The organism is Allobosea sp. (assembly GCF_017308075.1).
Lineage (GTDB): Bacteria > Pseudomonadota > Alphaproteobacteria > Rhizobiales > Beijerinckiaceae > Allobosea.
Genome location: NZ_JAFKFX010000044.1, coordinates 22,714 through 46,795 on the forward strand (window position 1 = coordinate 22,714; position 24,082 = coordinate 46,795).

General features: G+C 67.7%; 19 protein-coding genes. 11 read left to right on the top strand and 8 right to left on the bottom strand.

Annotated features, from left to right (window positions below; genetic code table 11):
• Window positions 1-51: 51 nt before the first annotated feature.
• Entirely contained in the window at window positions 52-819 is a 768-nt protein-coding gene (locus J0J10_RS22675) for a GntR family transcriptional regulator (protein WP_291649456.1), read from the bottom strand.
• A gap of 118 nt (window positions 820-937) precedes the next feature.
• Here J0J10_RS22675 and J0J10_RS22680 point away from each other — a divergent pair, with 118 nt between their 5' ends.
• The 5 genes from J0J10_RS22680 to kce all read left to right on the top strand — a co-directional run bounded on the left by J0J10_RS22680 (window position 938) and on the right by kce (window position 7,882).
• Window positions 938-2,194, top strand: coding sequence for an ABC transporter substrate-binding protein (locus tag J0J10_RS22680; protein ID WP_291637091.1), 1,257 nt, complete (start codon window positions 938-940; stop codon window positions 2,192-2,194).
• A gap of 153 nt (window positions 2,195-2,347) precedes the next feature.
• Window positions 2,348-3,229, top strand: coding sequence for a branched-chain amino acid ABC transporter permease (locus J0J10_RS22685; protein WP_291637176.1), 882 nt, complete (start codon window positions 2,348-2,350; stop codon window positions 3,227-3,229).
• A gap of 7 nt (window positions 3,230-3,236) precedes the next feature.
• A complete protein-coding gene (locus J0J10_RS22690) occupies window positions 3,237-5,762 on the top strand; it encodes a branched-chain amino acid ABC transporter ATP-binding protein/permease (protein ID WP_291649458.1) in 2,526 nt (841 codons plus the stop codon).
• A 211-nt stretch (window positions 5,763-5,973) separates the two neighbouring features.
• Window positions 5,974-6,915 carry a 3-hydroxyacyl-CoA dehydrogenase gene (locus tag J0J10_RS22695; RefSeq protein ID WP_291649460.1) on the top strand — a complete coding sequence of 314 codons (942 nt, stop codon included), beginning with the start codon at window positions 5,974-5,976 and terminating at the stop codon, window positions 6,913-6,915.
• Window positions 6,916-6,949: 34 nt separating this feature from the next.
• On the top strand, window positions 6,950-7,882 hold the full coding sequence (kce, locus tag J0J10_RS22700) for a 3,5-dioxohexanoate:acetyl-CoA acetone transferase (RefSeq protein WP_291649462.1): 933 nt from the start codon (window positions 6,950-6,952) through the stop codon (window positions 7,880-7,882).
• A gap of 102 nt (window positions 7,883-7,984) precedes the next feature.
• On the opposite strand, the gene J0J10_RS22705 is transcribed toward kce, so the two are convergent.
• From J0J10_RS22705 to J0J10_RS22725, 5 genes are all read right to left on the bottom strand, one after another.
• The gene (locus J0J10_RS22705) at window positions 7,985-9,265 is read right to left on the bottom strand and encodes a four-carbon acid sugar kinase family protein (RefSeq protein WP_291649464.1); all 1,281 of its coding nucleotides are present in this window, start codon (window positions 9,263-9,265) and stop codon (window positions 7,985-7,987) included.
• A gap of 6 nt (window positions 9,266-9,271) precedes the next feature.
• Window positions 9,272-10,549, bottom strand: coding sequence for a ribulose-bisphosphate carboxylase large subunit family protein (locus J0J10_RS22710; protein ID WP_291649466.1), 1,278 nt, complete (start codon window positions 10,547-10,549; stop codon window positions 9,272-9,274).
• A gap of 154 nt (window positions 10,550-10,703) precedes the next feature.
• Window positions 10,704-11,243 carry a VOC family protein gene (locus tag J0J10_RS22715; protein WP_291649467.1) on the bottom strand — a complete coding sequence of 180 codons (540 nt, stop codon included), beginning with the start codon at window positions 11,241-11,243 and terminating at the stop codon, window positions 10,704-10,706.
• A gap of 30 nt (window positions 11,244-11,273) precedes the next feature.
• Entirely contained in the window at window positions 11,274-13,151 is a 1,878-nt protein-coding gene (locus tag J0J10_RS22720; RefSeq protein WP_465247241.1) for a TRAP transporter large permease, read from the bottom strand.
• 84 nt (window positions 13,152-13,235) lie between these two features.
• Complete coding sequence (locus J0J10_RS22725) at window positions 13,236-14,252, bottom strand: TRAP transporter substrate-binding protein (RefSeq protein ID WP_291649468.1); 1,017 nt, start codon at window positions 14,250-14,252, stop codon at window positions 13,236-13,238.
• Window positions 14,253-14,437: 185 nt separating this feature from the next.
• On the opposite strand from J0J10_RS22725, the gene J0J10_RS22730 reads away from it, so the two are divergent.
• The gene (locus J0J10_RS22730; RefSeq protein ID WP_291649469.1) at window positions 14,438-15,454 is read left to right on the top strand and encodes a LacI family DNA-binding transcriptional regulator; all 1,017 of its coding nucleotides are present in this window, start codon (window positions 14,438-14,440) and stop codon (window positions 15,452-15,454) included.
• A gap of 21 nt (window positions 15,455-15,475) precedes the next feature.
• Here the strand turns inward: J0J10_RS22730 and J0J10_RS22735 are convergent, their stop codons facing one another.
• Both J0J10_RS22735 and J0J10_RS22740 read right to left on the bottom strand, forming a co-directional pair.
• Window positions 15,476-16,489, bottom strand: a complete 1,014-nt coding sequence (locus J0J10_RS22735) for an inorganic phosphate transporter (RefSeq protein ID WP_291649470.1) — start codon at window positions 16,487-16,489, stop codon at window positions 15,476-15,478.
• Between the two features lie 12 nt (window positions 16,490-16,501).
• Window positions 16,502-17,146 carry a DUF47 domain-containing protein gene (locus J0J10_RS22740; RefSeq protein ID WP_291649494.1) on the bottom strand — a complete coding sequence of 215 codons (645 nt, stop codon included), beginning with the start codon at window positions 17,144-17,146 and terminating at the stop codon, window positions 16,502-16,504.
• 288 nt (window positions 17,147-17,434) lie between these two features.
• Between J0J10_RS22740 and J0J10_RS22745 the strand changes: the two genes are divergently transcribed.
• From J0J10_RS22745 to J0J10_RS22765, 5 genes are all read left to right on the top strand, one after another.
• Window positions 17,435-17,725 carry a hypothetical protein gene (locus J0J10_RS22745; protein WP_291637111.1) on the top strand — a complete coding sequence of 97 codons (291 nt, stop codon included), beginning with the start codon at window positions 17,435-17,437 and terminating at the stop codon, window positions 17,723-17,725.
• 104 nt (window positions 17,726-17,829) lie between these two features.
• Window positions 17,830-19,203 carry an ABC transporter substrate-binding protein gene (locus tag J0J10_RS22750; RefSeq protein WP_291649471.1) on the top strand — a complete coding sequence of 458 codons (1,374 nt, stop codon included), beginning with the start codon at window positions 17,830-17,832 and terminating at the stop codon, window positions 19,201-19,203.
• A complete protein-coding gene (locus J0J10_RS22755; protein WP_291649472.1) occupies window positions 19,200-21,143 on the top strand; it encodes an ATP-binding protein in 1,944 nt (647 codons plus the stop codon). The genes J0J10_RS22750 and J0J10_RS22755 overlap by 4 nt, the downstream gene beginning before the upstream one ends.
• Window positions 21,140-22,492 carry a sigma-54-dependent transcriptional regulator gene (locus tag J0J10_RS22760; protein WP_291649473.1) on the top strand — a complete coding sequence of 451 codons (1,353 nt, stop codon included), beginning with the start codon at window positions 21,140-21,142 and terminating at the stop codon, window positions 22,490-22,492. The genes J0J10_RS22755 and J0J10_RS22760 overlap by 4 nt, the downstream gene beginning before the upstream one ends.
• A gap of 205 nt (window positions 22,493-22,697) precedes the next feature.
• Complete coding sequence (locus tag J0J10_RS22765; RefSeq protein ID WP_291649474.1) at window positions 22,698-24,035, top strand: ABC transporter substrate-binding protein; 1,338 nt, start codon at window positions 22,698-22,700, stop codon at window positions 24,033-24,035.
• Window positions 24,036-24,082: the final 47 nt, after the last annotated feature.

The following is a 24,082-nucleotide window of genomic DNA, read 5'->3' on the forward strand; positions in this document are numbered from 1 at the left end:
CTTTTGTCGTTTGCCGGCCATTGCCGGTCGTGATTGCAATCCTTGCCGGCCCTATCCCTCGGCCAGCCTTCCCGTGCCCTCGATATGGTCCGCGGCCTGCTGGATATCCTCGGCCAGCGCCTCGCGCGCCGCCGCCGTGTCGCGTTCGCGCAGCGCGACGACGAGCGCCGCGTGCATCAGGACGGCGCTGCCGCGGTCGAGCCGGCGCGCCTCGGCGCGCATGTCGAGATTGAGGATCGGGCCCGCCTTGAGCCAGAGCCGCTCGATCGTCTCGACCAGGAGAGGCATCCCGGCCGCCTCGTAGAGCGCAAAATGCAGGTTTCGATTCGCTGCGACCGCCCCCGCCAGATCTGGTGGGTCAGCGCTCGCCGCCTGCCGGAACGCGTCTTCATGGCTGGCGATCACGGCGATCTGGTCGGGCGTCGCGATCTTCGTCGCCTCCTCGGCGGCGAAGCCCTCGACGACGAGACGCACCCGGGTCAGCTCGCGGAACTGCGCCAGGGTCAGCACCGGCACCCGTACGGCCCGGCCCGGCAGGACCTCGAGAGCCTTGTCGGCGACGAGCCGGTTCACCGCCTCGCGCACCGGCATCATCGAGACCCCGAGCGCTTCGGCGACGCGGCGAAGCGAGAGCTTTTCGCCGGGCGCCAGCCGTCCGGAAATGAGCAGCGCGCGCAGTTCCTCCGTGACCCGCTCGCCCAATGTCTCGCGGGCGAGCGAACCGATTTCATCCAGGGCAGCGCCCTCCGGCGCCGCGGGCGCAGCGGCAGCGGCATCCAGCTCGGACGACCGGCGGGAGGACTGGACAGGGACCGTCATGTCTGCCAACCTAACTGTGATCACAGATCACGACAAGCGGCACGAAGACCGCAAACGAGACGAACGACATCGAAGCCCCGACGCCAAGAGGCGCGGAATGCGTTCTGGGAGGAACCAAATGTCAGATCAAAAGAAAACCGGCCTTTCGCGCCGCCAGGCGCTGGCCGGGCTCGGCGTGACCGCGACGGGGCTGATCGCCAGCCCCTCGATCATCCTGGCGCAGACACCGGACGCGATCCGCTTCGGACATCTGACGCCGCGCACCGGTTTCCTCGGCCCGCTCGGCGAATACGGCGTTATGGCGGCCGACCTCGCCGCCGAGGAAATCAATGCCGCCGGCGGCATCATGGGCCGCAAGCTCGAACTGCTGAAGGAAGACTCGGTCAACCCCCAGACCGCCTCGACCAAGGCCGAGCGCATGGTCGAGCGCGACAAGGTCGCCTGTATCATCGGCGAGATTTCCTCCGCCTCGGCGCTGACCATCGCGCAGGTCGCCGGCCGGACCAAGACGCTCTTCGTCAACACCGGCGCCAATTCGGACGCGCTGCGCGGCGAGAACTGCAACCGCTACATGTTCCATGTCGAGCATCAGAACTCGATGTATGTGAAGAGCTGCGGCCGGGCGCTGATGGAGCAGGGCCTGGTCAAGGGCAAGAAATGGTTCTCGCTCACCGCCGACTACGCCTTCGGTCATGACCTGCTCAAGGTCGCCAAACGCTTCATGGAAGCCAATGGCGGCCAGTTCGCCGCCGACAAGCTGGTGCCGACCGACGCGACCGACTTCTCCGCCCTGCTGCTCGAGATCCGGGCCGCCAAGCCCGACATGGTGATCTCGAACCTCGCCGGCAACCAGATCACCAACTTCCTCAAGCAGTATTCCGAGTTCGGCCTGACCTTCCCGGTCGCCGGCTTCGGTTTCGACACCGCCCTCGCCTGGGCTGCCGGCAAGGACAATTTCGGCGGCATCTGGCCCTGCGTCTGGCACCATCTCATCGAGACCCCCGGCACCAAGACCTTCGTCGCCGCCTTCACCAAGAAGTACGGCAAGCCCCCGGAGAACCAGGCCTGGGGCGACTACATGGCCGTGAAGATGATGGCCCAGTCGATGAACGAGCTGAAGAGCGCCGAGACCGCCAAGATTCTCGAACATCTCGAGAAGGGCGCCAAGTTCGACGTGCTGAAGACGCGCGAGGGCTATTTCCGCGCCTCCGACCATCAGCTGATCAGCGAGATGTACGCGATCACCGCGCTGCCCGCCGCCAAGGTCAAGAACCAGTGGGACCTCTTCACCTCCTCGCCGCCGATCCCCGGCCCGAACGAGAGCATGGAGGTCATCGCGACCCAGGGCGACGAAGCCGTCTGCAAGATGAGCTGAGGCCGCCTGCGCTTCTTTGCGGGGTCATCCCGGACAAGCCGCGGCAGCGGCGCCGATCCGGGATCCATGCCTGAACCGTTTAGGCATGGATCCCGGGTCTCCCTTCGGTCGCCCGGGATGACCGCGCGGTAGACGGATCGAAACTGCAAAGGCATTCCCTTGCTCACCCTTTTCATCCAGCAGGTGCTGAACGGGCTGCTCGACGGGGTCTACTACCTCCTGATCGCGCTCGGCCTGTCGCTGATCTTCTCGCTCGGCGGCATCGTCAACCTCGCGCATGGCGCCTTCTATGCGATCGGCGCCTATCTCACGATCGTGCTCGCGCCCCATCTCGGCTTCGGCGGCGCGATCATCGCCTCGCCGGTGCTGGTCGCTTTGCTCGGCATCGTCATCGAGCGCGGGCTGTTCCAGCGCTTCTACAGAGCCGATCCCATTCTCTCGCTGCTGCTCACCTTCGGCCTCGCCATGGTCGCCGAGCAATCGCTGCGCATGATCTTCGGCGCGCCACCGCTTTCCTTCTCGATCCCGCCGGAGCTGCGCGGCCAGATCTTCATCGGCGACTTCATCTATTCGCGCTACCGCGCCTTGCTGCTGCTGATCGCGGCGGCCTGCGTGCTCGGCCTCTGGTTCCTGCTGCAGCGCACCGCCTTCGGGCGCGTCGTGCGCGCCGGCGTCCAGAACCCCGACATGGTCGGTGCGCTCGGCATCTCCCTGCAGCCCTACATGATGACGATCGCCGGCATCGGCATCGGCCTTGCCGGCCTCGCCGGCGTGCTTCTGGCGCCGATCTACTCGATCCATCCCGCCATGGGCCAGGAGATCATCACCCCGGCCTTCGTCGTCGTCGTCATCGGCGGGCTCGGCTCCTTCTGGGGCGTCGTCGTCGCGGCCATCATGGTCGGCCTCGTCAAGGGCATCACCATCGGCCTCGGCTTCACGCAATGGTCGACCGCGGTGATCTATCTGATGATGCTGCTCGTCCTCCTCTTCCGTCCGCGCGGCCTGTTCGGCGAGCGCATCCAGCGCTTCGAGTGAGGCCGCGATGAACCCGACCGCACGCGACTACCTCCCACTCGCCATCGCCGCCATCGGCCTGGCCGCCCTGCCCTCGCTGATGCATGCGATCGGGCTCGGCACCACCTCCGCGACCGAGATCGTCGTCTTCGCCATCGCCTGCATGGCGCTGAACATCCTGGTCGGCACCACCGGCCTGGTCTCCTTCGGCCATGGCGCCTGGTTCGGCCTCGCCGCCTATGCGGCAGGCCTAATCCAGCGCAACTGGCTACCCGGCCAGTTCGTGCTGCCGATCCTGCTGGCGCTCGTCTTCGTCGGGCTCGTCGCCGTAGGCTTCGGCGCGCTGATCCTGCGCCGCAGGGGCGTCTATTTCTCGCTGCTGACGCTGGCACTGACCGCGATGGTCTATTCGGTCGCCTTCCGCTGGACCAGCGTGACCGGCGGCGAGGACGGGCTCGGGGGCATCAAGCGCCCGCTCTTCGCCGGCATCGACTTCGAGACCGCCCTGCCCTTCTACGCACTGGTCGCAACGATCGGTTTTGGTGTGGTCTACTGCCTCTGGCGCTTCCATCGCTCGCCGGTCGGTACCGTCCTGGTCGCGATCCGCGAGAACGAGCAGCGCGCCCGCTTCCTTGGCTACGCCACCACCCGCTACAAGCTCGTCGCCTTCACGCTTTCGGCGATGCTGACCGGGCTCGCCGGCACGCTCCTCCTCTTCAACAACCGCATGACCTCGGCCGAGCCGATCTCGGTCGCCTTCTCCGGCGAATTGCTGGCGATGGTGGTGATCGGCGGCATGCGCTCCTTCCTCGGGCCGGCGCTCGGCGCGCTCTTCTTCGTCGTCTTCCGCGACTATCTCTCCAGCGTCACCGAGAACTGGCTGTTCTGGTTCGGCCTGCTCTTCGTCGCCTTCATCGTCTTCTCGCCGGACGGGCTCGTCGGCGTCGGCCAGCGCCTGCTGAAGCCGTTCCGCAAGGTCCCGGCCGAGGATGCCGCAATGTCGGCGCGCAAGGCCGGCGCGGTCGAGCTCCCGGCCTTCATGAAGCCGGCCGATGCCGGCGACGGCACGATCCTCGCCGCGAAAGGCCTCGCCAAGAGCTTCGGCGGCATCAAGGCGGTCGAGGGCGTCGACATCACCATGCGAGACCGCAAGCTACATGCGCTGATCGGCCCCAATGGCGCCGGCAAGACGACCGCCTTCAATCTGATCTCCGGCCTGTTCCCGCCGGATCGCGGCGAAGTCCGCCTGCGCCAGCGCGACATTGCCGGGCTCTCGCCGGAGGCGATCACGCAAGCCGGCATCGGCCGCGCCTTCCAGATCACCAACCTGTTCCCGACGCTCTCCGTCGCCGAGAACGTTCGCCTCGCCGTGCAGGCGCGGGCTCCGGAACGCTTCGGCTTCTGGCGCGCGGCCGGTGCGCTGGAAAAGATCAACGACGAGTCCCGCCAGGTCATCTCGACCATGGGGCTTTCCGGCATCGAGACGGCGGAAGCGGGCTCGCTGAGCTATGGCGGCCAGCGCCTGCTCGACATGTCGCTGGCATTGGCGACGAGCCCGCGCGTGCTTCTGCTCGACGAGCCGCTCGCCGGCCTCGCTGCGGCCGAGCGCGAGCGCGTCGGCAACCTCATCAAGTCGATCTCGCGCGACCTGCCGGTGCTGCTGGTCGAGCACGACATCGACCGCGTTTTCGCGATCGCCGACCATGTCACGGTGATGAACGAGGGGTCCGTCCTGGTCGACGGCACGGTCGAGGATGCTCGCTCCTCCCCCAAGGTGCAGGAGGTCTATATCGGCTCCGGCGCCCATGCGCTCGCCGAGAAGCCCCGCGAAAGCGCCGCCGGCTCCAAGGTCCTGCTGGGGCTCAATGAGGTCGACACCTTCTACGGCAAGAGCCACATCCTGCGGCAGGTCTCGCTCGACGTGCACGAGAACGAGATCGTCGCTTTGCTCGGGCGCAACGGCGCCGGCAAGTCGACCCTGCTCAAGACGATCACCGGCATCGCTCCGCCGGCCCAGGGCGCGATCATGCTGGCCGGCAGCGACATCGCCCGGCTGCCGCCTGCCCGAATCGCGCGCGCCGGCATCGCCTATGTCCCGCAGGGGCGCGGCCTCTTCGCCGGCATGAGCGTCAAGGACAATATGGAGCTCGGCCGCCTCAAGCGCCTGACCGGCAATGGCGTACGCTGGGAGGACGAGAAGATCTTCTCCTTCTTCCCGCGCATTCGGGAACGCTGGCATTCGCCGGCGGACTACCTCTCCGGCGGCGAACAGCAGATGGTGGCGGTGGCCCGGGCCCTGTCCGGCGACACCAGGGTGCTCCTGCTCGACGAGCCTTTCGAGGGGCTGGCGCCCGCCGTCGTCGAGGAGCTGTTCGAGGCCTTCGACAAGCTGCGCCGGGAGATCGCCATCGTGATCGTCGACCATCATCTCGATCTCGCGCTCGCACTCTCCGACCGTACCGTCGTGCTCGAACGCGGCCAGGTCACCCATACCGGCCCCTCGCGGGCGCTGAGCCAGGACCTGGCGCTGCGCCGGCAGGTTCTGTGGCTGTGATGAACCGCCCGAGAGACGACAGAGGCGCGGGGACCCCTCTCCTGGAAGGAGAGGGCAGGGTGAGGCGCAGGCGGCTCGACCCGTTGCGCGAGCGCTCGCCGCACGGCCATGTTCAAGCCAACGACTTCTCTCCCGCACACCTCACCCCTGCCCCTCTCCTTCCAGGAGAGGGGTTCCCCGCGTCCGACCACACCAATCGAGACACTGCCTTATGACCAAGATCGCCATCGTCGGCTCGGGCCTGATCGGCCGTGCCTGGGCCACCGTCTTCGCCAGCCATGGCTTCGAGGTCGCGCTCTATGATCTGAAGCAGGAGGCCGCTCAGGCGGCGCGCGCCCATATCGGCACCAATCTCGAGGAACTCGCCGGCCACGGGCTGGTCGACGATCCCAAGGCGGCGCTGGCCCGCATCCGTGTCGCCGCCGATCTCGCCGATGCGCTGAAGGACATCATTCTCGCCCAGGAGAACGGTCCCGAAACGGTCGAGGCGAAGCGCGAGCTGTTCGCGGAGATGGACCGGCTCGCGCCGGCGGGCGCCATCCTCGCTTCCTCGACCTCGTTCATCATGGCCTCAGCCTTTTCCGACGCGCTGCCGGGACGCTCCCGCTGCCTCGTCGCCCATCCGGTCAACCCGCCGCATCTGGTGCCGATCGTCGAGCTCGCCCCGGCGCCCTGGACCGATCCGGCTGTCGTCGCCGAGGCCAAGCGGATCTACGAGCAGGCTGGCCAGGTGCCGATCACCCTGCGCAAGGAGAAGGCCGGCTTCGTGCTCAACCGTCTCCAGGCCGTGCTGCTCGCCGAAGCCTTCCGCCTTGTCGGCGAAGGCGTCGCCAGTGCCGAGGATGTCGACAAGACGATCCGTGACGGGCTCGGTCTGCGCTGGTCCTTCATGGGCCCGTTCGAAACGATCGAACTCAACGCGCCGGGCGGCATTCCCGACTACTGCGCCCGCTATTCCGAGTCGCTCGACCGCATGGTCAAATCCTCGGAAGGGCTCGGCAACCCGTTCAAGCCGGAGACGGTCGCCGAAGTCATGCGCGAATGGCGTGGCGCGCAGGAGGCAGAGCGCGTCAAGCGCCTGAGCGACTGGCGCGACAGCCGCCTCGCCGCGCTGCAGGCGCACAAGCGCGCCTCGCAGCACAAGCCGGACTGAATTCAAGACCAATCAGCCTCGAAGGACGTATCGCATGGCGAAGAACCGCAAAGTCATCATCACCTGCGCCGTCACCGGCGCGATCCATACGCCATCCATGTCGCCCTATCTGCCGGTGACGCCCGATGAGATCATCGACGCCGCCGTCGGCGCGGCCGAGGCCGGCGCGGCGCTCGTCCATGTCCATGCCCGCAATCCGAAGACCGGCCAGCCCGACCAGTCGCCCGAGGCCTTCGAGCCCTTCCTCAAGGTGATCAAGCAGCGCTCGAACTGCGTCATCAACATCACCACCGGCGGCGCGCCGACCATGCTGGTCGAGGAACGCCTGAAGCCCTGCGCCCATTTCAAGCCCGAGGTCGCATCGCTCAACATGGGCTCGATGAATTTCGGGCTCTACCCGATGCTGAACCGCTTCAAGGAGTTCAAGCACGACTGGGAGCGCCCCTATCTCGAAGGCTCGGACGACCGCGTCTTCAAGAACACCTTCAAGGACATCGCCAACATCCTGACCACCTGCGCCGAGAACGGCACGCGCTTCGAGATCGAGTGCTACGATATCGGCCATCTCTACACGCTTGCGCATTTCGTCGACCGCGGGCTGGTCAAGCCGCCTTTCTTCGTCCAGTCGGTCTTCGGCCTCCTCGGCGGCATCGGCCCGCATCCGGAAGACGTCATGCACATGAAGCGCACGGCGGACCGGCTCTTCGGCGACGACTATCACTGGTCGGTGCTCGGCGCCGGCCGCCACCAGCTGCCGATCGCGGCGATGGCAGTCGCGATGGGCGGTAATCTGCGTGTCGGCCTCGAGGATTCGCTCTGGCTCGGCCCGGGCCAGCTCGCCAAGTCCAACGCCGATCAGGTCCGCGCCGCCCGCCAGATCGTCGAGGGCCTCGGCTTGGAGATCGCGACACCGGACGATGCCCGCGAGCAGCTCCAGCTCAAGGGCGCCGACAAGGTCAATTTCTAGGGCCTGCCGGCTTTCCGCACACCCGTTCCGTCATCCCGGACAAGCCGCGCCAGCGGCGCAGCTCCGGGATGACGGCCTGATTCCGAACGAGAGCGGCGCGCTTCAGCGCCCCGCCACCAGCGTGAAGAAGTCGGGCGGCCCCATCTGGCCGCCCTTCAGCACCATCTCGATCCCGTCGAGCCGTGGATCGTCGCTATGGGCGAGGCAGAGCGGCGCGCCCGGCACCAGGGCTGCGCGATGCGACAGCCCCCAGATGTCGAGCATGCGCACGGCCAGCGTCGAGGTATCGCCGCCGGCCACCACGAGCCGGCCGATCGCAGCCTCCGCCACGATGGCGCGCAAGAGTTCGCCCGTCGCTTTCGCGACGCTGGCGGTATCGCCCGGCGCGCCGGCAGGCCGGTCGGTGACCAGCATGACATCACCTTCCCCAAGCAACCGCCGCGCCTCGTCGCGCAGCGCCGCCGCATGGCCGGACTCCCCGAGCAGGCGGGCGGGATCGACGGCGATCCGGGCATAGCCCGAAGCGGCCTCGACCTGCGCCCGCGTCACCGGCGAGAGGCTGCCGACGAGGGCGAGCACCGGGCTTGACGGCTTCGGTGTCGTTGAAGCGCAGCTCGCCTTGTCGCCACCGCCGAGCAGCGGCGTGCCGGCCAGCGCCTGCGCCACCGAACTCGGGCCGACCACGAGCATGGGCGAAAGCGCCGCCCGTGCGGCGATCGCCCGGCCAGCCACGGCGAGATCCTCGACGCGCGCAATGTCGAAGAGCAGCGGGCCGGCGCCCTTGGCGAGACGCGCCGCGAGGCCACCGGGATCGCCATAGCTGCGATAATCGACCAGCCCGATATCGCCGAGCCCCTGCGCCGCAAGATGCAGGCGCAGATCCGCTTCGCCCATGGGGGTCGCCGGATGGACGCTCATCGTCGGATGGCGGTCGATGCGGTGCACGGTGCCGCCGGTGCCGGCTGCCGCGAACAGGTTTCCGAACAGGCAGTAGCGACCGAGATTGGGTTGGCCGCCGATGATCGGCAGGAGGCTGTTGGGAAAATGCGGCTGCAGCGCCCGCACCGCCGCGCCGATGCTGCCGAGATGCGGCGCGCTGTCGAAGGTCGAGCAGCACTTGTAATGCAGCAGACCGATGCCGAGCCCGGCAAGGAAGCCGCCGGCCGCCTCGAGTTCGGCCGCCATCGCCTCGGGAGCCATCGCCCGCGTCGCGCCTGCGATGCCGAGCGCGTCGAGATCACCGGCACGGGCCAGTTGCTCTGAGGTCGGAATCCGCAGGAAGAGCAGCGCCTTCTGCCCGCCCTCGGCGAGCACCGCGAGCGTATCGGTCGAGCCGGTGAAATCGTCGCCATACCAGGCGTAACGGGGCAGCGCTCCGGCCATGGCAGCTCAGCCCGCCGACTGGCCGAAGAAGGCGAGCGCCTGCTTCAGTTCGGGGTGCTGCTGCGCCGCCTCCGCGACCGGCACCCCGCCGGCGACCGCCTCCCAGGCCTGGCGGATGCTGGCGACACCGGCCGCCGGCCCGCCGGGATGGGCGAGGATGCCGCCGCCCGACATGAACAGCAGGTCGGCATGGCCGATCGCGTCGAAGGTCGGCTGGGCCGTGCCGGCCCATTGCCCCGAGGAGAAAGCCGGCATGACGCGGTCATCGGCGCCGTCGGTCAGCGGCGTCACGCAATCCCGCGCCGAGGTAACGACCTCCTCGTCCTCCTGCGCGAATTTCCCCTGCACGCCATGGACATGCATGTGGTCGACGCCGGCGAGGCGCCAGAGCGTTTGATAGGCCTGGAAGGAGATGCCGAGCAGCGGATGACGCGAGATCGCGCCATAGCCGTTGCGGTGCCCGTGCAAAGCGAGATCGGTCGAGCGCCGCAGCGTCTCGATGGCAGAGAAGCCGCAACAGTTCAGGCTCGCCATCACGCAGGTGCCGCCCTCCTGCGCCACGAGGTCGGCATGGCGGCGCATCGCATCGGTCTCGTCGGTGATGTTGAAGGCGATCATCACCGCCTTGCCGGTCCTGTCCTGATGGCGCCTGACGGCGGACATCACCGCCGGTACGCGTTCGGCCAGCGGCGCATGCACCGGATCGGCGCAGATCTCGTCATCCTTGATGAAATCGAGCCCGGCCGCGCAGAGCCCCGCGACCAGCTCGGCCGTCTCATATGCGCTCAAACCGACATTGGGCTTGATGATCGAGCCGACCAACGGCCCGCTGGCGACCCCGGCGAGCCGGCGCGTTCCGGCGATGCCCTGCGTCGGCATGGCAAAGCGTCGGCGGAAGGACCAGGGCAGCGTGATCGTGTCGAGCCTGAGACCCGTGACCTCGCCGAGATCATAGAGATTACCGGCAACGATCGAGGCCAGCGTCGCAAGATTGGCGCCGACATTGTCGACCGGGAAGGAGATCGTCACCCGCGCCCGCCGCCACGGCCCGTCGACGCCCTTGCGCGCCAGCCAGGCATTGGGAAGGCTCGGCTCGTCCACCGTTTCGAGAACCGCGACATTGGTGACCACGGCCCGCGCCCGCTCGCGCAGTTCATCGGTCTCCCCGGCGACGCGGGTGAAGGTGCCACAGGACTGCTCGCCCGCCATCACCTCCGCAACCTTGCGCGGGTCGAGCGGCGTCTCGATCAGATAGGAGGCTTCGAAACGGTCGGCTGCGGACATGTCGCTATACTCACCAAGGCGGTCGTCCCGGACAAGCCGCCTTCGGCGGCGCCGATCCGGGACCCATTCCTGAGCCTAATTCAGCGAGGCTCAGGCATAGGTCCCAGGTCTCCCTACGGTCGCCCGGGACGACCGCAGAGCTAAGACGAAAGCCTCAAAGCCTGCTCAGATCCGGAAACGGCCGCACCGGGTCCTTTCCGTCCCAATTGTCCGCCGCCTCGCGGATCAGGCGGAACATCTCGCCCTTGGGGCCGGCGACCTCCGAGAGCTCGATCACCGTGCCGGGATGGTAGTGGGTGTCGAAATAGACGAAGCGGCCGCGTTCGCCGACCTCACCCGACATCACCGGCTTGAAGCCCTCGGCAAGCAGCCGCTCCATGTCGGCATCGTAGTCCGAGGTCCAGTAGGCGACATGCTGCAGGCCGGTATGCCCGGCATCGGTGAAGTCCTTGTACATCGACGGCACCGCGTTGCGGCACTGGATCAGCTCGATCTGCAGCGGCCCGGAATTGGCGAGCGCCACCGAATTATGCGGCTCGTATTCCTCGCCCTTGTACCGGTAGTTTTTGATCGGAACCTTCGGATTGTAGAAGAACGGGCCGACGCCGAGCACCCGGCTCCAGTAATCCATCGCCGCCTCGATATCGGGGACGACATAGCCCGCCTGGCGGATCTGGCCGAAGAAGCGGCTCATGGTTTTGGTCTTTCGCTGTCGAGAGGGGAATCAGAGGAAGCCGATGGAGATCCACGGCACGGCCGCGACGATGACGAGGCCGACAAGCAGGGCGAGCACATAGCCCCAGATGTATTTCAGCCCCTCGTCGGGATTGATCTTCGAGATCGCGCAGGCGCCGTAATAGCCGACGCCGAAGGGCGGCGCGAAAAGCCCGATGCCCATCGCGAAGATCACGACCATGGCATAGTGCACCTCGTGCACGCCGATCTGCTTGGCGATCGGGAAAAGGAGCGGTCCGAACAGCACGATCGCCGGGATGCCTTCGAGCACGCTGCCGAGGATGACGAAGGCGACGATCGAGATCGCGAGGAAGCCCCAGCTGCCGCCGGGCACCGCCGCCATGACCTTGGCGAGGTCCTGCGAGAAGCCCGACTGCGTCAGCCCCCAGGCCATCGCTGTCGCGCAGCCGATGATGAAGATGATCGCGCCGGTGAGCGACGCCGTGTCGACCAGCATGCCTTTCAGCCGGCGCCAATCGAACTGGCGGTAGATCAGGATGCCGGCCAGCACGGCATAGGCGATGCCGATGGTCGAGACCTCGGTCGCGGTGGCGACGCCCTCGACCACCGCAGCGCGGATCACGAAGGGCAGCGCGATGGCGGGCGCCGCAATCAGGCAGAGCCTACCGATCTCGCGCTTCGAATATTTGGTGACGTCGCTGAGGTCCTCAGCCCTATTGCGCCGCCAGACGACGAAGCAGAGCGCGATGCCGAGCACGACAGCCGGCAGCATGCCGCCGGTGAACAGGGCCGCGATCGAGACGCCGGTGACCGAGCCGATGGTGATCAGGACGATCGAGGGCGGGATCGTCTCGGTCTGCGCGCCGGTCGCCGAGAGCAGCGCGACGAGGTCGCCCGGCTTGGCGCCGCGCTTCTGCATCTCCGGGAACAGGACAGGCGCGATCGCGGCCATGTCGGCGATCTTCGAGCCGGAGATGCCGGAGACCAGATACATCGCGCCGACCAGCACATAGGAGAGCCCGCCGCGGACATGGCCGAGCAACGAGGCCAGGAACTGGATCATGGCGCGGGCCATGCCGGTCATCTCGATCAGCGCACCGAGGAAGATGAAGAGCGGCACGGCGAGCAGGATCAGGTGGCTCATACCCTCGTCGAGCCGGCCGACCATGACGATCATCGGCGTCGAGGTCGTCAACGAGAGATAACCGAAGGTGGCGAGCGCAAAGGAGAAGGCGATCGGAACGCCGGCGAAGACGTTCGCCGCCACGATGCCGACGAAGAAGATCAGGAGGTTGAGCTTGCCGAGCGGCTTCAGCGCCGGACCTGCGACATAGAACAGCACGACCAACGCCACGGTTATCCCGGCTGCCAGCACGACGGTTTTCCAGGAGCCGAAGCGCAGCAGCCGGCAGAAGGCGGCGAACAGCATCAAGACGATGCCGATCGGCAGCGCCGCGGCGCGCCAGCTATTGGCGATCTCCAGCGCCGGCGTGACGATGAAGCGCTCCTCCTCGGCATAGTCCAGCGCATCCGGCAGGATCATCACCAGGAAGGCGATGGCGGCGGTGATCGCGAGCGCCTCGAGCAGGAGCCGCGTCTGCGGCCCGACGCGGGAAACGAGGCCGGTCATCCGCATATGCTCGCCGCGCCGAAGCGCGACGACCGCGCCGAGCATGGAGAGCCACAGGAACAGGATCGAGGCGAGCTCGTCCGACCAGACCAGCGGGGCGTGGAAGGCATAGCGGGCGGTGACCCCCGCACCGAGGATGACGATCTCGGTGAGGACGAGCACCGCCGCGATCGCCTCGACCATCGCTCCGACGGCCCGGTCGAGCCGGTCGGCGAGGCGTCCGAGCCCGGTCGCAGGCACGGCCTGCGTCGGCATCAAGGCGATGTGCCCGGCCATGGCGAGTTCCTTCTTAGCTGTTCCTGGTCGTCCCGGGGCTCACGGAGAGGCCCGGGACGACCTTGATCCGGTGGGTCGGCTCGCTCAAGCGAGCTTGCCGACCGCGCCTTCGAGCAGGCTCCAGGCCTCGGCGCCGAAGCGCTCCTGCCATTCCTTGTAGAAGCCGCCCTCGCGCAGCTTGGCCCGGAAGCTGTCCGGATTGGTCTTGTTGAAGGAAAGCCCCTTCGACTGCAGATCGGCCTGCACGGTCTCGTTCAGGCTCTTGATGTCGCCCCGCTGGGCGACGCCGGCATCGTTGATCGCGGACGCCACGATCTTCTGGATATCCGGCGGCAGGCCGCGCCAGGCGCGCCCGTTGGCGATGAACCAGAAGCCGTCCCAGATATGGTTCGAGATCGCGCAATGCTTCTGCACCTCGAACAGCTTGGCGACCTGGATGATCGGCAGCGGATTCTCCTGCGCGTCGACGACCCTGGTCTGCAGCGCCGAATAGACCTCCGAGAACTGCAGGCTGGCCGGCGCGGCTCCGAGCGCCTTGAACATCGAGATCGAGAGCGGCGAGACCGGAACGCGGATCTTCAACGAGGCCATGTCGGCGGCCTGCTCGATCGGCTTGCCCGAGGTCGTCATCTGGCGGAAGCCGTTGTCCCACATCTTCTCGAAGGCGTAGAGGTTGACCTTCTCGATCGCGGCGCGGACATGCGCGCCGACCGGCCCGTCCATCGCCTTCCAGACCTGGTCGTAATCGGCGAAGGCGAAGCCGACCGCATTGATCGCCGCGACCGGCACCAAGGTCGCGATCACCAGCGCCGACGGCGTGAAGAAGGTGATGCCGCCATTGCGGACCTGGCTCAGCATGTCGGTGTCGCCGCCGAGCTGGTTGTTCGGGAAGATCTTGATTTCGACCCGGCCGTTCGTCTCCTTGGCGACGCGCTCCGCCGCCTGCTGGGCGCGGATGTTGAGCGGATGGCTGAGCGGCAGGTTGTTGCCGTATTTCAGCTCGATCTCGGCGGCCCGCGCGATCATCGGCATGCCGATCAGCGAAGCAGCGGGAACGGCGGCAAGGCTCTGCAACGCAGCGCGGCGGGTCAGTCCGGTCATGATGTCCTCCCAGATTCGCTTGATGCGATTTGATTGCTCTTGATCGTCTTGCACTCAGGATAGAAATCACGTCTGATGGTCATCAAGCTCATTTTATGATGGTTTTTGATGGAATGAATATCCCGATTTCAACACCGGCGCTGCCTTTGGACGTCAGCTCGGAGGTCGCCCCGCGCCGCCGCCAAATGGCCCGGGTCGAAGATGTCGCGAAGCTCGCCGGCGTCTCGACCGCGACCGTCGACCGGGTGCTGAACCAGCGGCCGGGCGTGCGGGCGGCGACTGTGCAGCGCGTGCTCAAGGCGGCCGGAGAGCTCGGCTACGTCATGGAAGGCGCGCTACCGGCGAGCGCCCTGCGGCCGCTGCGGCTCGCCTTCCTGCTGCCGGCCGGCACCAACCGCTTCCTCACCCTGCTCGGCCGCCAGATCGCCGGCGCGCAGGATCAGCTCACCTCCTTCAACATGCGGGCCCGGGTCGAGTACATCGAGAGTTTCAAGCCCGAGCTCCTCGCCCAGCATCTGCGCCAGGCGGCGCGCGACGTCGACGGCATCGCCTTCATGGCGCTGGAGCACCCTTCCGTGCGCGAAGCGGTCGACGGCCTCGCCGAGCGCGGCGTGCCGACGGTGACGTTGATCTCCGACATCGCCAACAGCCGCCGCGTCGCCTATGTCGGGCTCGACAACCGCTCGGCCGGGCGCACGGCGGGCTATCTCGTCGCCCGCTTCATCGGCCGCCGCCCCGCCAAGGTCGCAATGATCGCCGGCAGTCTGAGCTACCGCGCCCATGAGGAGCGCGAGATGGGCTTCCTCCATCTGTTCCAGGAGCTCTACCCGGCAATCGATGTGGTCGGCCTGCGCGAGGGCCATGACGACGAGGGCCAGAACTACCGGCAGACCAGGACACTGCTGGCGCAGCACCCTGATCTCGCCGGCATCTACAATATCGGCGGCGGCGCCGAGGGCATCGGCCGGGCCCTGAAGGAGACCGGGCGCCAGCACGAGGTCGTCTTCGTCGGCCACGGGCTGACGCTGGACACGCGTGCCCTGCTGATCGACGGCACGATGGACGCCGTGATCACCCAGCACCCGCAGGCGACGCTGATGACCTGCGTCTCGATCTTCGCCAATCTGCGTGCCGGCCGTCCTGCGACCGAGGGCACGAGCCGGCCGAGCACCGAGATCGTGCTGCGCGAGAACCTGCCCTGAGACCGATGTGCCGGGCGCCCCTCAGCGCCCGGTCAGGAAATAGCCGGAGAGGAGATAAGCGGCGGCCGAGATCGCGCCCGCGGCCGGCATCGTCACGATCCAGGCGAAGACGATGCCGCGCGCCACGCCCCAGCGCACCGCCGCCATCCGGCGCGCCGCCCCGACGCCGATGATCGCGCCGGTGATGGTGTGCGTGGTCGAGACGGGGATGCCGAGATAGGTCGCCATGAACAGGGTGATCGCCCCGCCGGTCTCGGCGCAGAACCCCTGCTGCGGCGTCAGCCGGGTGATCTTCGAGCCCATGGTGTGGACGATGCGCCAACCGCCGCAGAGCGTGCCGAGCGCCATCGCCGCCTGGCAGGAGATCACCACCCAGAACGGCACCGAGAAGCTGTCGCCCATCAGACCATGCGAGAACAAGAGCACGGCGATGATGCCCATGGTCTTCTGCGCGTCATTGGCACCGTGACCGAGGGAATAGAGCGAGGCGGAGACGAATTGCAGCGAGCGGAAGGTGCTGTCCGCCTTGATCGGCGCCACTTTGAGGAAGCTCCAGGAGACGAACAGCACGAGCAGCAGCGCCAGCGCGAAGCCGATCGCCGGCGACATGAAGATCGCGACGAAGGTCTTGCCCAGCCCCCACCAGACGATCGAGGAGAAGCCCGCCTTGGCGAGCCCGGCGCCGACCAGCCCGCCGATCAGCGCATGCGAGGAACTCGACGGGATACCGGCGATCCAGGTCAGCACATTCCAGGCGATAGCTCCGGTCAGCGCCCCGAAAATCACCCGGTCGTCGACGATCGCCGCCTGGATGATGCCCGAGCCGACGGTCTGGGCGACATGCAGGCCGAAGAACAGGAAGGCGATGAAATTGAAGAAGGCGGCCCAGAAAACCGCCCAGCGCGGCGGCAGGACCCGCGTCGAGACGATGGTCGCGATCGAGTTCGCGGCGTCATGCAGGCCGTTCAGGAAGTCGAACAGCAGGGCGACGGCGATCAGGAAGATCAGGGAGGTGGCGACGGCGGAAAGGTCCACGGCGCGCGCCGCCTAGAGATGTTCGAGCACGATGCGGCTGACCCGCTTGGCGACGTCCTCCAGCCGGTCGACCACTTTTTCAAGATGGTCGTAGACCTCGGCGCCGACGATGAAGCCCATCGCCTCGCCGCCGCGATGCGCCCTGAACAGCGCCTTCAGTCCCTGGCCGTGCAGCACATCGGAACGTTCCTCGATCGCGCCGATCTCCTTGGCCAGCGCCCCGATCGCGACGGCGTTCTTCTTGATGTCCCGCAACATCGGCAGGAGCCGCGCGACGCGCTCCGACGCCTGCACCACCACCACGCCGAGCTCGGCCATATCAGGCTCGAAGCGTTCGACCTCGTAGAGCGCGATCGCCTTGGCGGTCTTGCGCATCTGGTCGATCGCGTCGTCCATCGAGCCGATCAGCTCCTCGATGTCGCCGCGGTCGAACGGGGTGATGAAACTCCGGCCGGTCTCATGCATGACCTCTCCGGCGATCTCGTCGGCCAGGTGCTCCTGCTTGAAGATCTCGGCGCAGCCGCTCTCGATCGAGACGCGGCCGGCGAGCAGGGAATCCAGCGCCCTGGCGCCCGCGACCAGCGTGACCGCATGCGCCTCGAACAGATCGAAGAACTTGGGTTCTTTCGGGAGCAGCTTCTGAAACCAGCCGAGCACCGCGCACCTCGTCGTGATCGCACGGCCAGCCGCGCCGCCTTCGTCGCGGCAGGATACGAGCCGAATTGCCGCCAGCTTGTGTGACAGTTTCATGACCGCTGCAACCATATCCTGCGCCGCTGCACAGATGCTTTCTCCCTGCCGTCTCGCGGGAGCGAAGGGAGTACCTCGCCGGAGCAATGCGCGCCGGGGCCAAAGCGCCCTCCCTTGCGTCATCTTGAATTGGCAAGCACTGCGCGCAGGCGCATAGCTATCGCGGCTGGCGGGGCCTTGAACGGAGGACTGGCCATGCACGCGATCGTCAGAACCTATTCCGGCAAGGGCGCCAAGGAGCTTTTCGACCTGCTCGAGAAGCGCAAGGCAGATGTCGAGAAGCTGATGCGGACGGTAACGGGCTTCTCGAACTACGCGCTGATCCGCACCGCCGATGGCGGGGTTTCCGTCACGGTCTGCAAGGACAAGGCCGGCACCGATGAAAGCCTGAAAATGGCGAAGGAGTGGATCAAGGAGCACGCAGGCAATACCGGCGTCGGCGCTCCCACCGTCCTGGAAGGCGCCGTTCTCCTGCATGTGAAGTGACAGGCACGACATGAGCGAAGGGCCGCCGACCGCGGCCCTTCCCCCGGCCCGGCGACTGCACGGCCGATCTATGCCTGCCGATTGCCCGGCTATATGACGGTGCGATGAGCCGCCGCGCCCTCTGTCTCTGGCTTGCCCTTTCCGCATTTGGCTGGCTCGCCGCCGGCCCGGCGCAGGCGCGTCGCGTCCAGGTCGTCACCTCGTTCCCGCCTTCCTTCTTCGAGCCTTTCCGCGTCGCCTTCCGCGCCCGTCACCCGGACATCGCCGTCGAGATCGTGCAGCGCAAGACGACCGCCGCGCTCGCCGACATCCACGCTCAGAAGCGGCCGGAGGCCGATCTGTTCTGGGCTTCGGCACCCGATGCCTTCGAGCTGCTGAAGCAGGCCGGACTGCTGGCGCCTCTGCAGGCGCGCCCCACCGGCGCCCCGGAGAGCATCGCCGGCTATCCGGTCAACGACCCTGCCGGCCGCTATCTCGGCTTCGCCATTTCCGGCTACGGGCTGGTCTACAACCCCGGCTATCTCTCGGCGCGCAATCTGCCCGTGCCGCGCAACTGGTCCGACCTCGCCGCTCCCGCCTATGCCGGCCATATCGGCCTGACCTCGCCGGCCCGCTCCGGGACCACCCATCTGATGGTCGAGGCGCTGCTGCAATCGCTCGGCTGGGAGCGCGGCTGGGCGCTCTGGTCGGCGATCGGCGGCAATCTCGCGACACTGACCGCGCGCAGCTTCGGCGTCACCACCGGCGTCGCGCGCGGCCGCTTCGGCATCGGCATCTCCATCGATTTCCTGACGGATTCCGGCACCGGCGAAGCCGAAACCAACCGTTTCGTGCTGCCGGAGGAGACGCTGTTCGCGCCGGCCAGCATCGCGCGGCTCGCGACATCGCCCAATCCCAAGGAGGCCGAGCTCTTCGTCGACTTCGTGCTGTCTCCCGAAGGCCAAAGGCTGCTGCGCGAGCCGCGGATCGGCCGCCTCGCGGTCTCGCCGGCCGCCTATGGCCCTAACGAGACGCCGCCGCATCTCTCGGAAACAGCGGGTCTGTTCAGCAAGACCCGTTTCGACGCCGGCCTCTCGGCCAGCCGCTACGAACTCGTCAACATCATCTTCGACGAATGGATCACCTTCCGGCGCGCCGAGCATGCCCGGCTCTGGCGCAGCCTACAGGCCATGGAAGCGGCGCTCCTTCGCCATCCCGACGAGCAGGCGGCGCAGTTTCTGACGCAGGCCCGCACCGCCCTCACCCGTCCGCCGGTCGCGGCCGCGCAGCTGGAGCAGCCCGAGCGCTTCCGCAACCTCGTCCGCGTCCCGCGCGGCGTTGCCCCGCCCGAAGCGCAGGCGAAGCTCGAGGCCGAGATCCGCGCCGCGATCGCCGGCCATGCCGCGGAGGCCGCCGACGCCCTGCGGAGGGCGACCGAACGGCTCGTCGGCCTGGGCTGGGCCGGGGCAGAGGACGGCCTTGCGGGAGCGAGGCCGTGAGACGCCTCTGGCCCGGCCGGCGTTTCGGCATCGGCGGCCGCCTGATCGCCGCCTTCCTCGGCGTCGGCCTCTTCGCCGTCGGCGCCGGCATCGTCGGCGTCATCTCCTATGAGCGGCTGAGCAAGGAGCTCGCCGCCATCGCCAGCGACCACCTTCCCGGCCTCGCCTCGGCAGCAAGGCTGGCCGAGGCCAGCGCGCGCGTGATCTCGGCGATGCCGGAGCTCGCCAATGCCGAGCGGCGCGACGTCTATGAGCGCAGCCGGCGCGCCGTCGGCGAGCGCCTGGACGAGCTCGACCGCGTCCTCTCCGAACGCAAGCAGGGCGGTTTCGACGTGCCGGCGTTGACTTCGGTCGCGACCGCGATCCGCGGCAATCTCGCGGCGATCGATGCCGTCTCGGAACGCCGTTTCCCGCTTGGCGAGCGCAACCGCGCCCTCGGCGAGGAATTGCGCTGGCTCCAGGCCGATCTGCTCGACGAGATCGAGCCGCTGACCGACGATGCCCGGTTCAACATCGAGACCGCGCTCGGGCAGGCGAATACGGTCGCGACGCAAACCAGCCGCCCGAACGCCATCCGCGAGGAGACCCGCAAGAGCGAGGCGCTGATGACGCTGAACGCCCAGGCGAACCTGATCGTCGGGCTGTTCGGCCGCTTGGGCGCGGTGCGGACCCGCGAGGACATGGAGCAGACCGGCCATGTCATCGGCGAAGCGGTCGACCAGCTCGAGGTCGAGGCCAAGGCCCTCACCGGCTGGCCCGACACCATCACCGTCCGCCAGATCACCCAGCGCCTGATCGGCCTCGCCGACACGACGACCGGGCTGCCTGCGATCAAGCGCGCCGAGCTTTCGGCGCTGGCCGACGCGCAGCGCCTGATCTTCGAGAGCCGGCGCCTCGTCACCGAGCTCGGCACGCTGGTCTCGCAGGAAGTCCAGCGCACCGAGGCCGTGGCCAAGGCCGCCGCCGAGCGTTCGGCCGAGGCGATCCTGCTGGGGCGCAACCTCTTGCTGGCGATCGCCGCCGCCTCGCTGCTCGGGGCGCTGCTGATCGGCTGGTTCTATGTCCGGCGCCATCTCGTGGCGCGGCTGCGGGTCCTCACCGAGGCCGCGACCAGCATCGCCAGCGGCCAATCCTCCGCCGTTCTGCCCAAGGCCGGCAATGACGAGCTCGGCGATCTCGCCCGCGCGCTCGCCGTCTTCCGCCAGACGCGCGACGACCTGATTCAGGCCGCCAAGCTCGCGGCCCTCGGCCAGATGGCCGCGGGGCTCAGCCACGAGCTCAACCAGCCGCTCGCCGCGATCCGCTCCCATGCCCATAACGGCGCGCTGCTGCTCGAGCGCGACCGTCCGGAAGATGCCCGCCAGGCCCTCGCCCGAATCCAGGCCCTGACGACCCGCGCCGCCGAGCTGATCGCCCATCTCAGGCGCTTCGCCCGCAAGCCCGGCGTCGTGCTCGCCCCGGTCGAGGTCGGCGAGGTCTTCGAAACCGCCCTGTCCCTGTTCGAGCCGCGCCTAGCGGCAGAAGGCGTGACGCTGAAGCGCGAGCTGCCGAGCGACCGGCTCCATGTCCACGCCGAGGAGATCCGGCTCGAGCAGGTGCTGGTCAATCTCATCGCCAACGCGCTCGACGCCGTCGCCGGCCGGGCGGGCGCGACGCTGACGGTCGGCGCGCGGCGAAGTGGCCGCAGCGTCGGGCTCTGGGTCGAGGACAACGGTCCCGGCATCGACCGCCCGCATGTCGAGCGGATCTTCGATCCTTTCTTCACGACCAAGCCAGTCGGCTCGGGGCTCGGCCTCGGTCTTTCCCTGTCCTACAACATCATCAAGGACCTGGGTGGCACCCTCGCCGTGGCGGAAACCGGCCCCGCGGGCACGCGTTTCCTGATCACGCTCGAGGGCACGACCACCCATGTCATGGCCCCATTGGATGCGAACGCATGAGCGCCCCGAAGGTGATCCTCGTCGATGACGACGCCGAGGTCCTCGAAGCCTGGCGGCTGACGCTGGAGCTCGACGGTTTCGAGGTCGCAGCCAGGCGCTCCGGCGATGCCGCGCTCGCCCTCCTCAACCGCGACAGCGCCGCCGTCATCGTCAGCGATGTCCGCATGCCCGGCCGCGACGGCTTCGGCCTGCTGTCGGCGGTGACCGCGATCGACTCGGAAATCCCGGTCGTGCTGATCACCGGCCATGCCGATGTCCCGATGGCGGTGAAGGCGATCCGCGACGGCGCCTGGGATTTCGTCGAGAAGCCGGCCGATCCCGTGCTGCTGATCGAGACGGTGAGGCGCGCCAGCGAGTATCGCCGGCTGATCATCGAGAACCGTGCGCTGCGCGCCGGCGTCGCGCCGGAAGACCCCTGGGCCGCGCGCCTGGTCGGCAATTCGCCGGCCATCGCCAAGCTGCGCGGGCGGCTCGCGCTCCTCGCCGACGCCGACACCGACGTCCTGCTCTTCGGCGAGACCGGCACCGGCAAGGAGGTCGCGGCGCGTGCTTTGCACGATCTCGGCCAGCGCCGTGCCGGCCGCTTCGTCGCCGTGAACTGCGGCGCCATCCCCGAGACCATGATCGAGAGCGAGCTTTTCGGCCACGAGGCCGGCGCCTTCACCGGCGCGCGCGAGCGCCGGATCGGCAAGATCGAGCATGCCAGCGGCGGCACGCTCTTCCTCGACGAGATCGAATCCATGCCGATGGCGGCGCAGGTCCGCCTGCTGCGCGCACTGCAGGAGCGCCGCATCGAGCGGCTCGGCTCCAATCGCGAGATCGCCGTCGACATCCGCATCGTCGCCGCCACCAAGGCAGACCTTGCCGCCCTCGCCAAGACCGGCGGCTTCCGCGAGGATCTGGTCTACCGGCTCAATGTCGTGACCTTGCGCCTGCCGCCGCTGCGCGACCGGCGTGAGGACATCCCGATGCTGTTCCGACACTTCCTGACGCTGGCCGCGGCCCGCGTCGGCCGTTCCGCGCCACCGCTCGGGCGCGATCTCCTGCAGCGCCTGTCACGGCAGGACTGGCCCGGCAATGTCCGCGAACTGCGCAATGCCGCCGAACGCAGCCTGCTCGGCATGGACGAGGATTTCGAGGACCTCGATACCGCCGCCACCGCAAGCGGCATCGAGCGGACGCTCGAGGAAGAGGTCGCTCTCGCCGAGGCGGAAGCGATCGGGGCCGCGCTGAAGCGCCATGGCGGGCGCATCGGCGTCACCGCCGGAGCGCTCGGCATCACCCGCAAGACGCTCTACCTCAAGATGCGGCGCTACGGGCTCGGCGGCTCGGCCGCGCTCGCCGACTGAGCGGCCAGGCTGCCGCCTCATGTTACCGCGCTGACCCATCGCCCATACCGGCAGGTTACCGGAGCGACCCCGTTATCGGGCCATCCAGGTAACATGCCGCCGGATTCCTGAATGGTTTCAAAGGCAGCAGCGGTTGGCATCGCAGTTGCTGTCCAGGATGCATCGACCTCGAGGTCGAACTGAAGAAATTGCCCTGGAGGAAACCATGCTCAATCGCAGAGCCGCACTGGCGGCCACCCTCGGTCTTTCGCTGAGCGCCTCGTTCGCGACCATCGCCATCGCCCAGGCGCCTGCCGGCAAGGTCACGGTCGTCACCTCCTTCTCCAAGGACGTCACCGACCCCATCAAGAAGGCCTTCGAGAAGGCGGCTCCCGGCGTCACCCTCGAGGTCCAGAACCGCAACACCAATGCCGGTGTGAAATATGTCGAGGAGACCAAGGCCAACAACCAGGTCGACCTGTTCTGGGCCTCGGCGCCGGACGCCTTCGAGGTGCTGAAGGGCAAGAAGCTGCTCACCGCCTACAAGCCCAAGGCCACCGGCATCCCCGAGAAGATCGGCTCCTATCCGATCAACGACCCGCAGGGCTTCTATTTCGGCTTCGCGGCCTCCGGCTACGGGATCATGTGGAATGACCGCTACGCCAAGGCCAACAAGCTGCCCGAGCCGAAGGACTGGCAGGACCTCGCCAAGCCGGTCTTCTACGACCATGTCTCGATTGCCTCGCCCGCCCGCTCGGGCACCACGCATCTGACCATCGAAACCATCCTCCAGGGCGAAGGCTGGGAGAATGGCTGGCGCACCATCAAGAACATGGCCGGCAATTTCCGCTCGATCACCGAGCGTTCCTTCGGCGTGCCGGAGGCGGTCAACTCCGGGCAGGTCGGCGTCGGCATCGTCATCGACTTCTTCGCCCTCTCGGCGCAGGCCTCGGGCTTCCCGGTCAAGTTCGTCTATCCGAGCGTGACCACCGTCGTCCCGGCCAATGTCGGCATCGTCGCCAACCCGCCGAACAAGGCGGCCGCCGAGGCCTTCATCGAGTTCCTGCTCTCCCCGACCGGCCAGGAAGTGCTGCTCGAGCCCGGCATCCGTCGCCTGCCGGTCAATCCGGCTGTCTACGCCAAGGCCGGCGACGACTATCCCAACCCCTTCACCGATCCGCGCTTCCAGAAGATGATCGGCTTTGACGTCGACAAGTCGGAGGCCCGCACCGCCGTGGTCGACACGCTGTTCGACCAGCTGATCTCCTTCCAGCTCGATGCGCTGAAGGGCGTCACCAAGACGCTGCACGAGGTCGATGCCGCGCTCGCCAAGAAGCCTAACCCGCAGGCCAAGGCGCTTGCCGACGAGGCCCGCGCCCTGATCGCTGCGCTCCCCGTGACGCAGATCCAGGCCTCGAGCCCTGAACTGCGCGCCGCCTTCACCGGCGGCAAGGAGAAGGGCGCGCGCCAGGCCGAGGTCGAGGCGCAATGGGCGAGCTTCGCCCGCGAGAACTACGCCAAGGCCAAGGTCAAGGCGGAAGAAGCGCTCAAGGCCGCCAAGTAAGGCCCTCGAACCGCAACGTCACCCCGGACCCGCGGCGAAGCCGCACG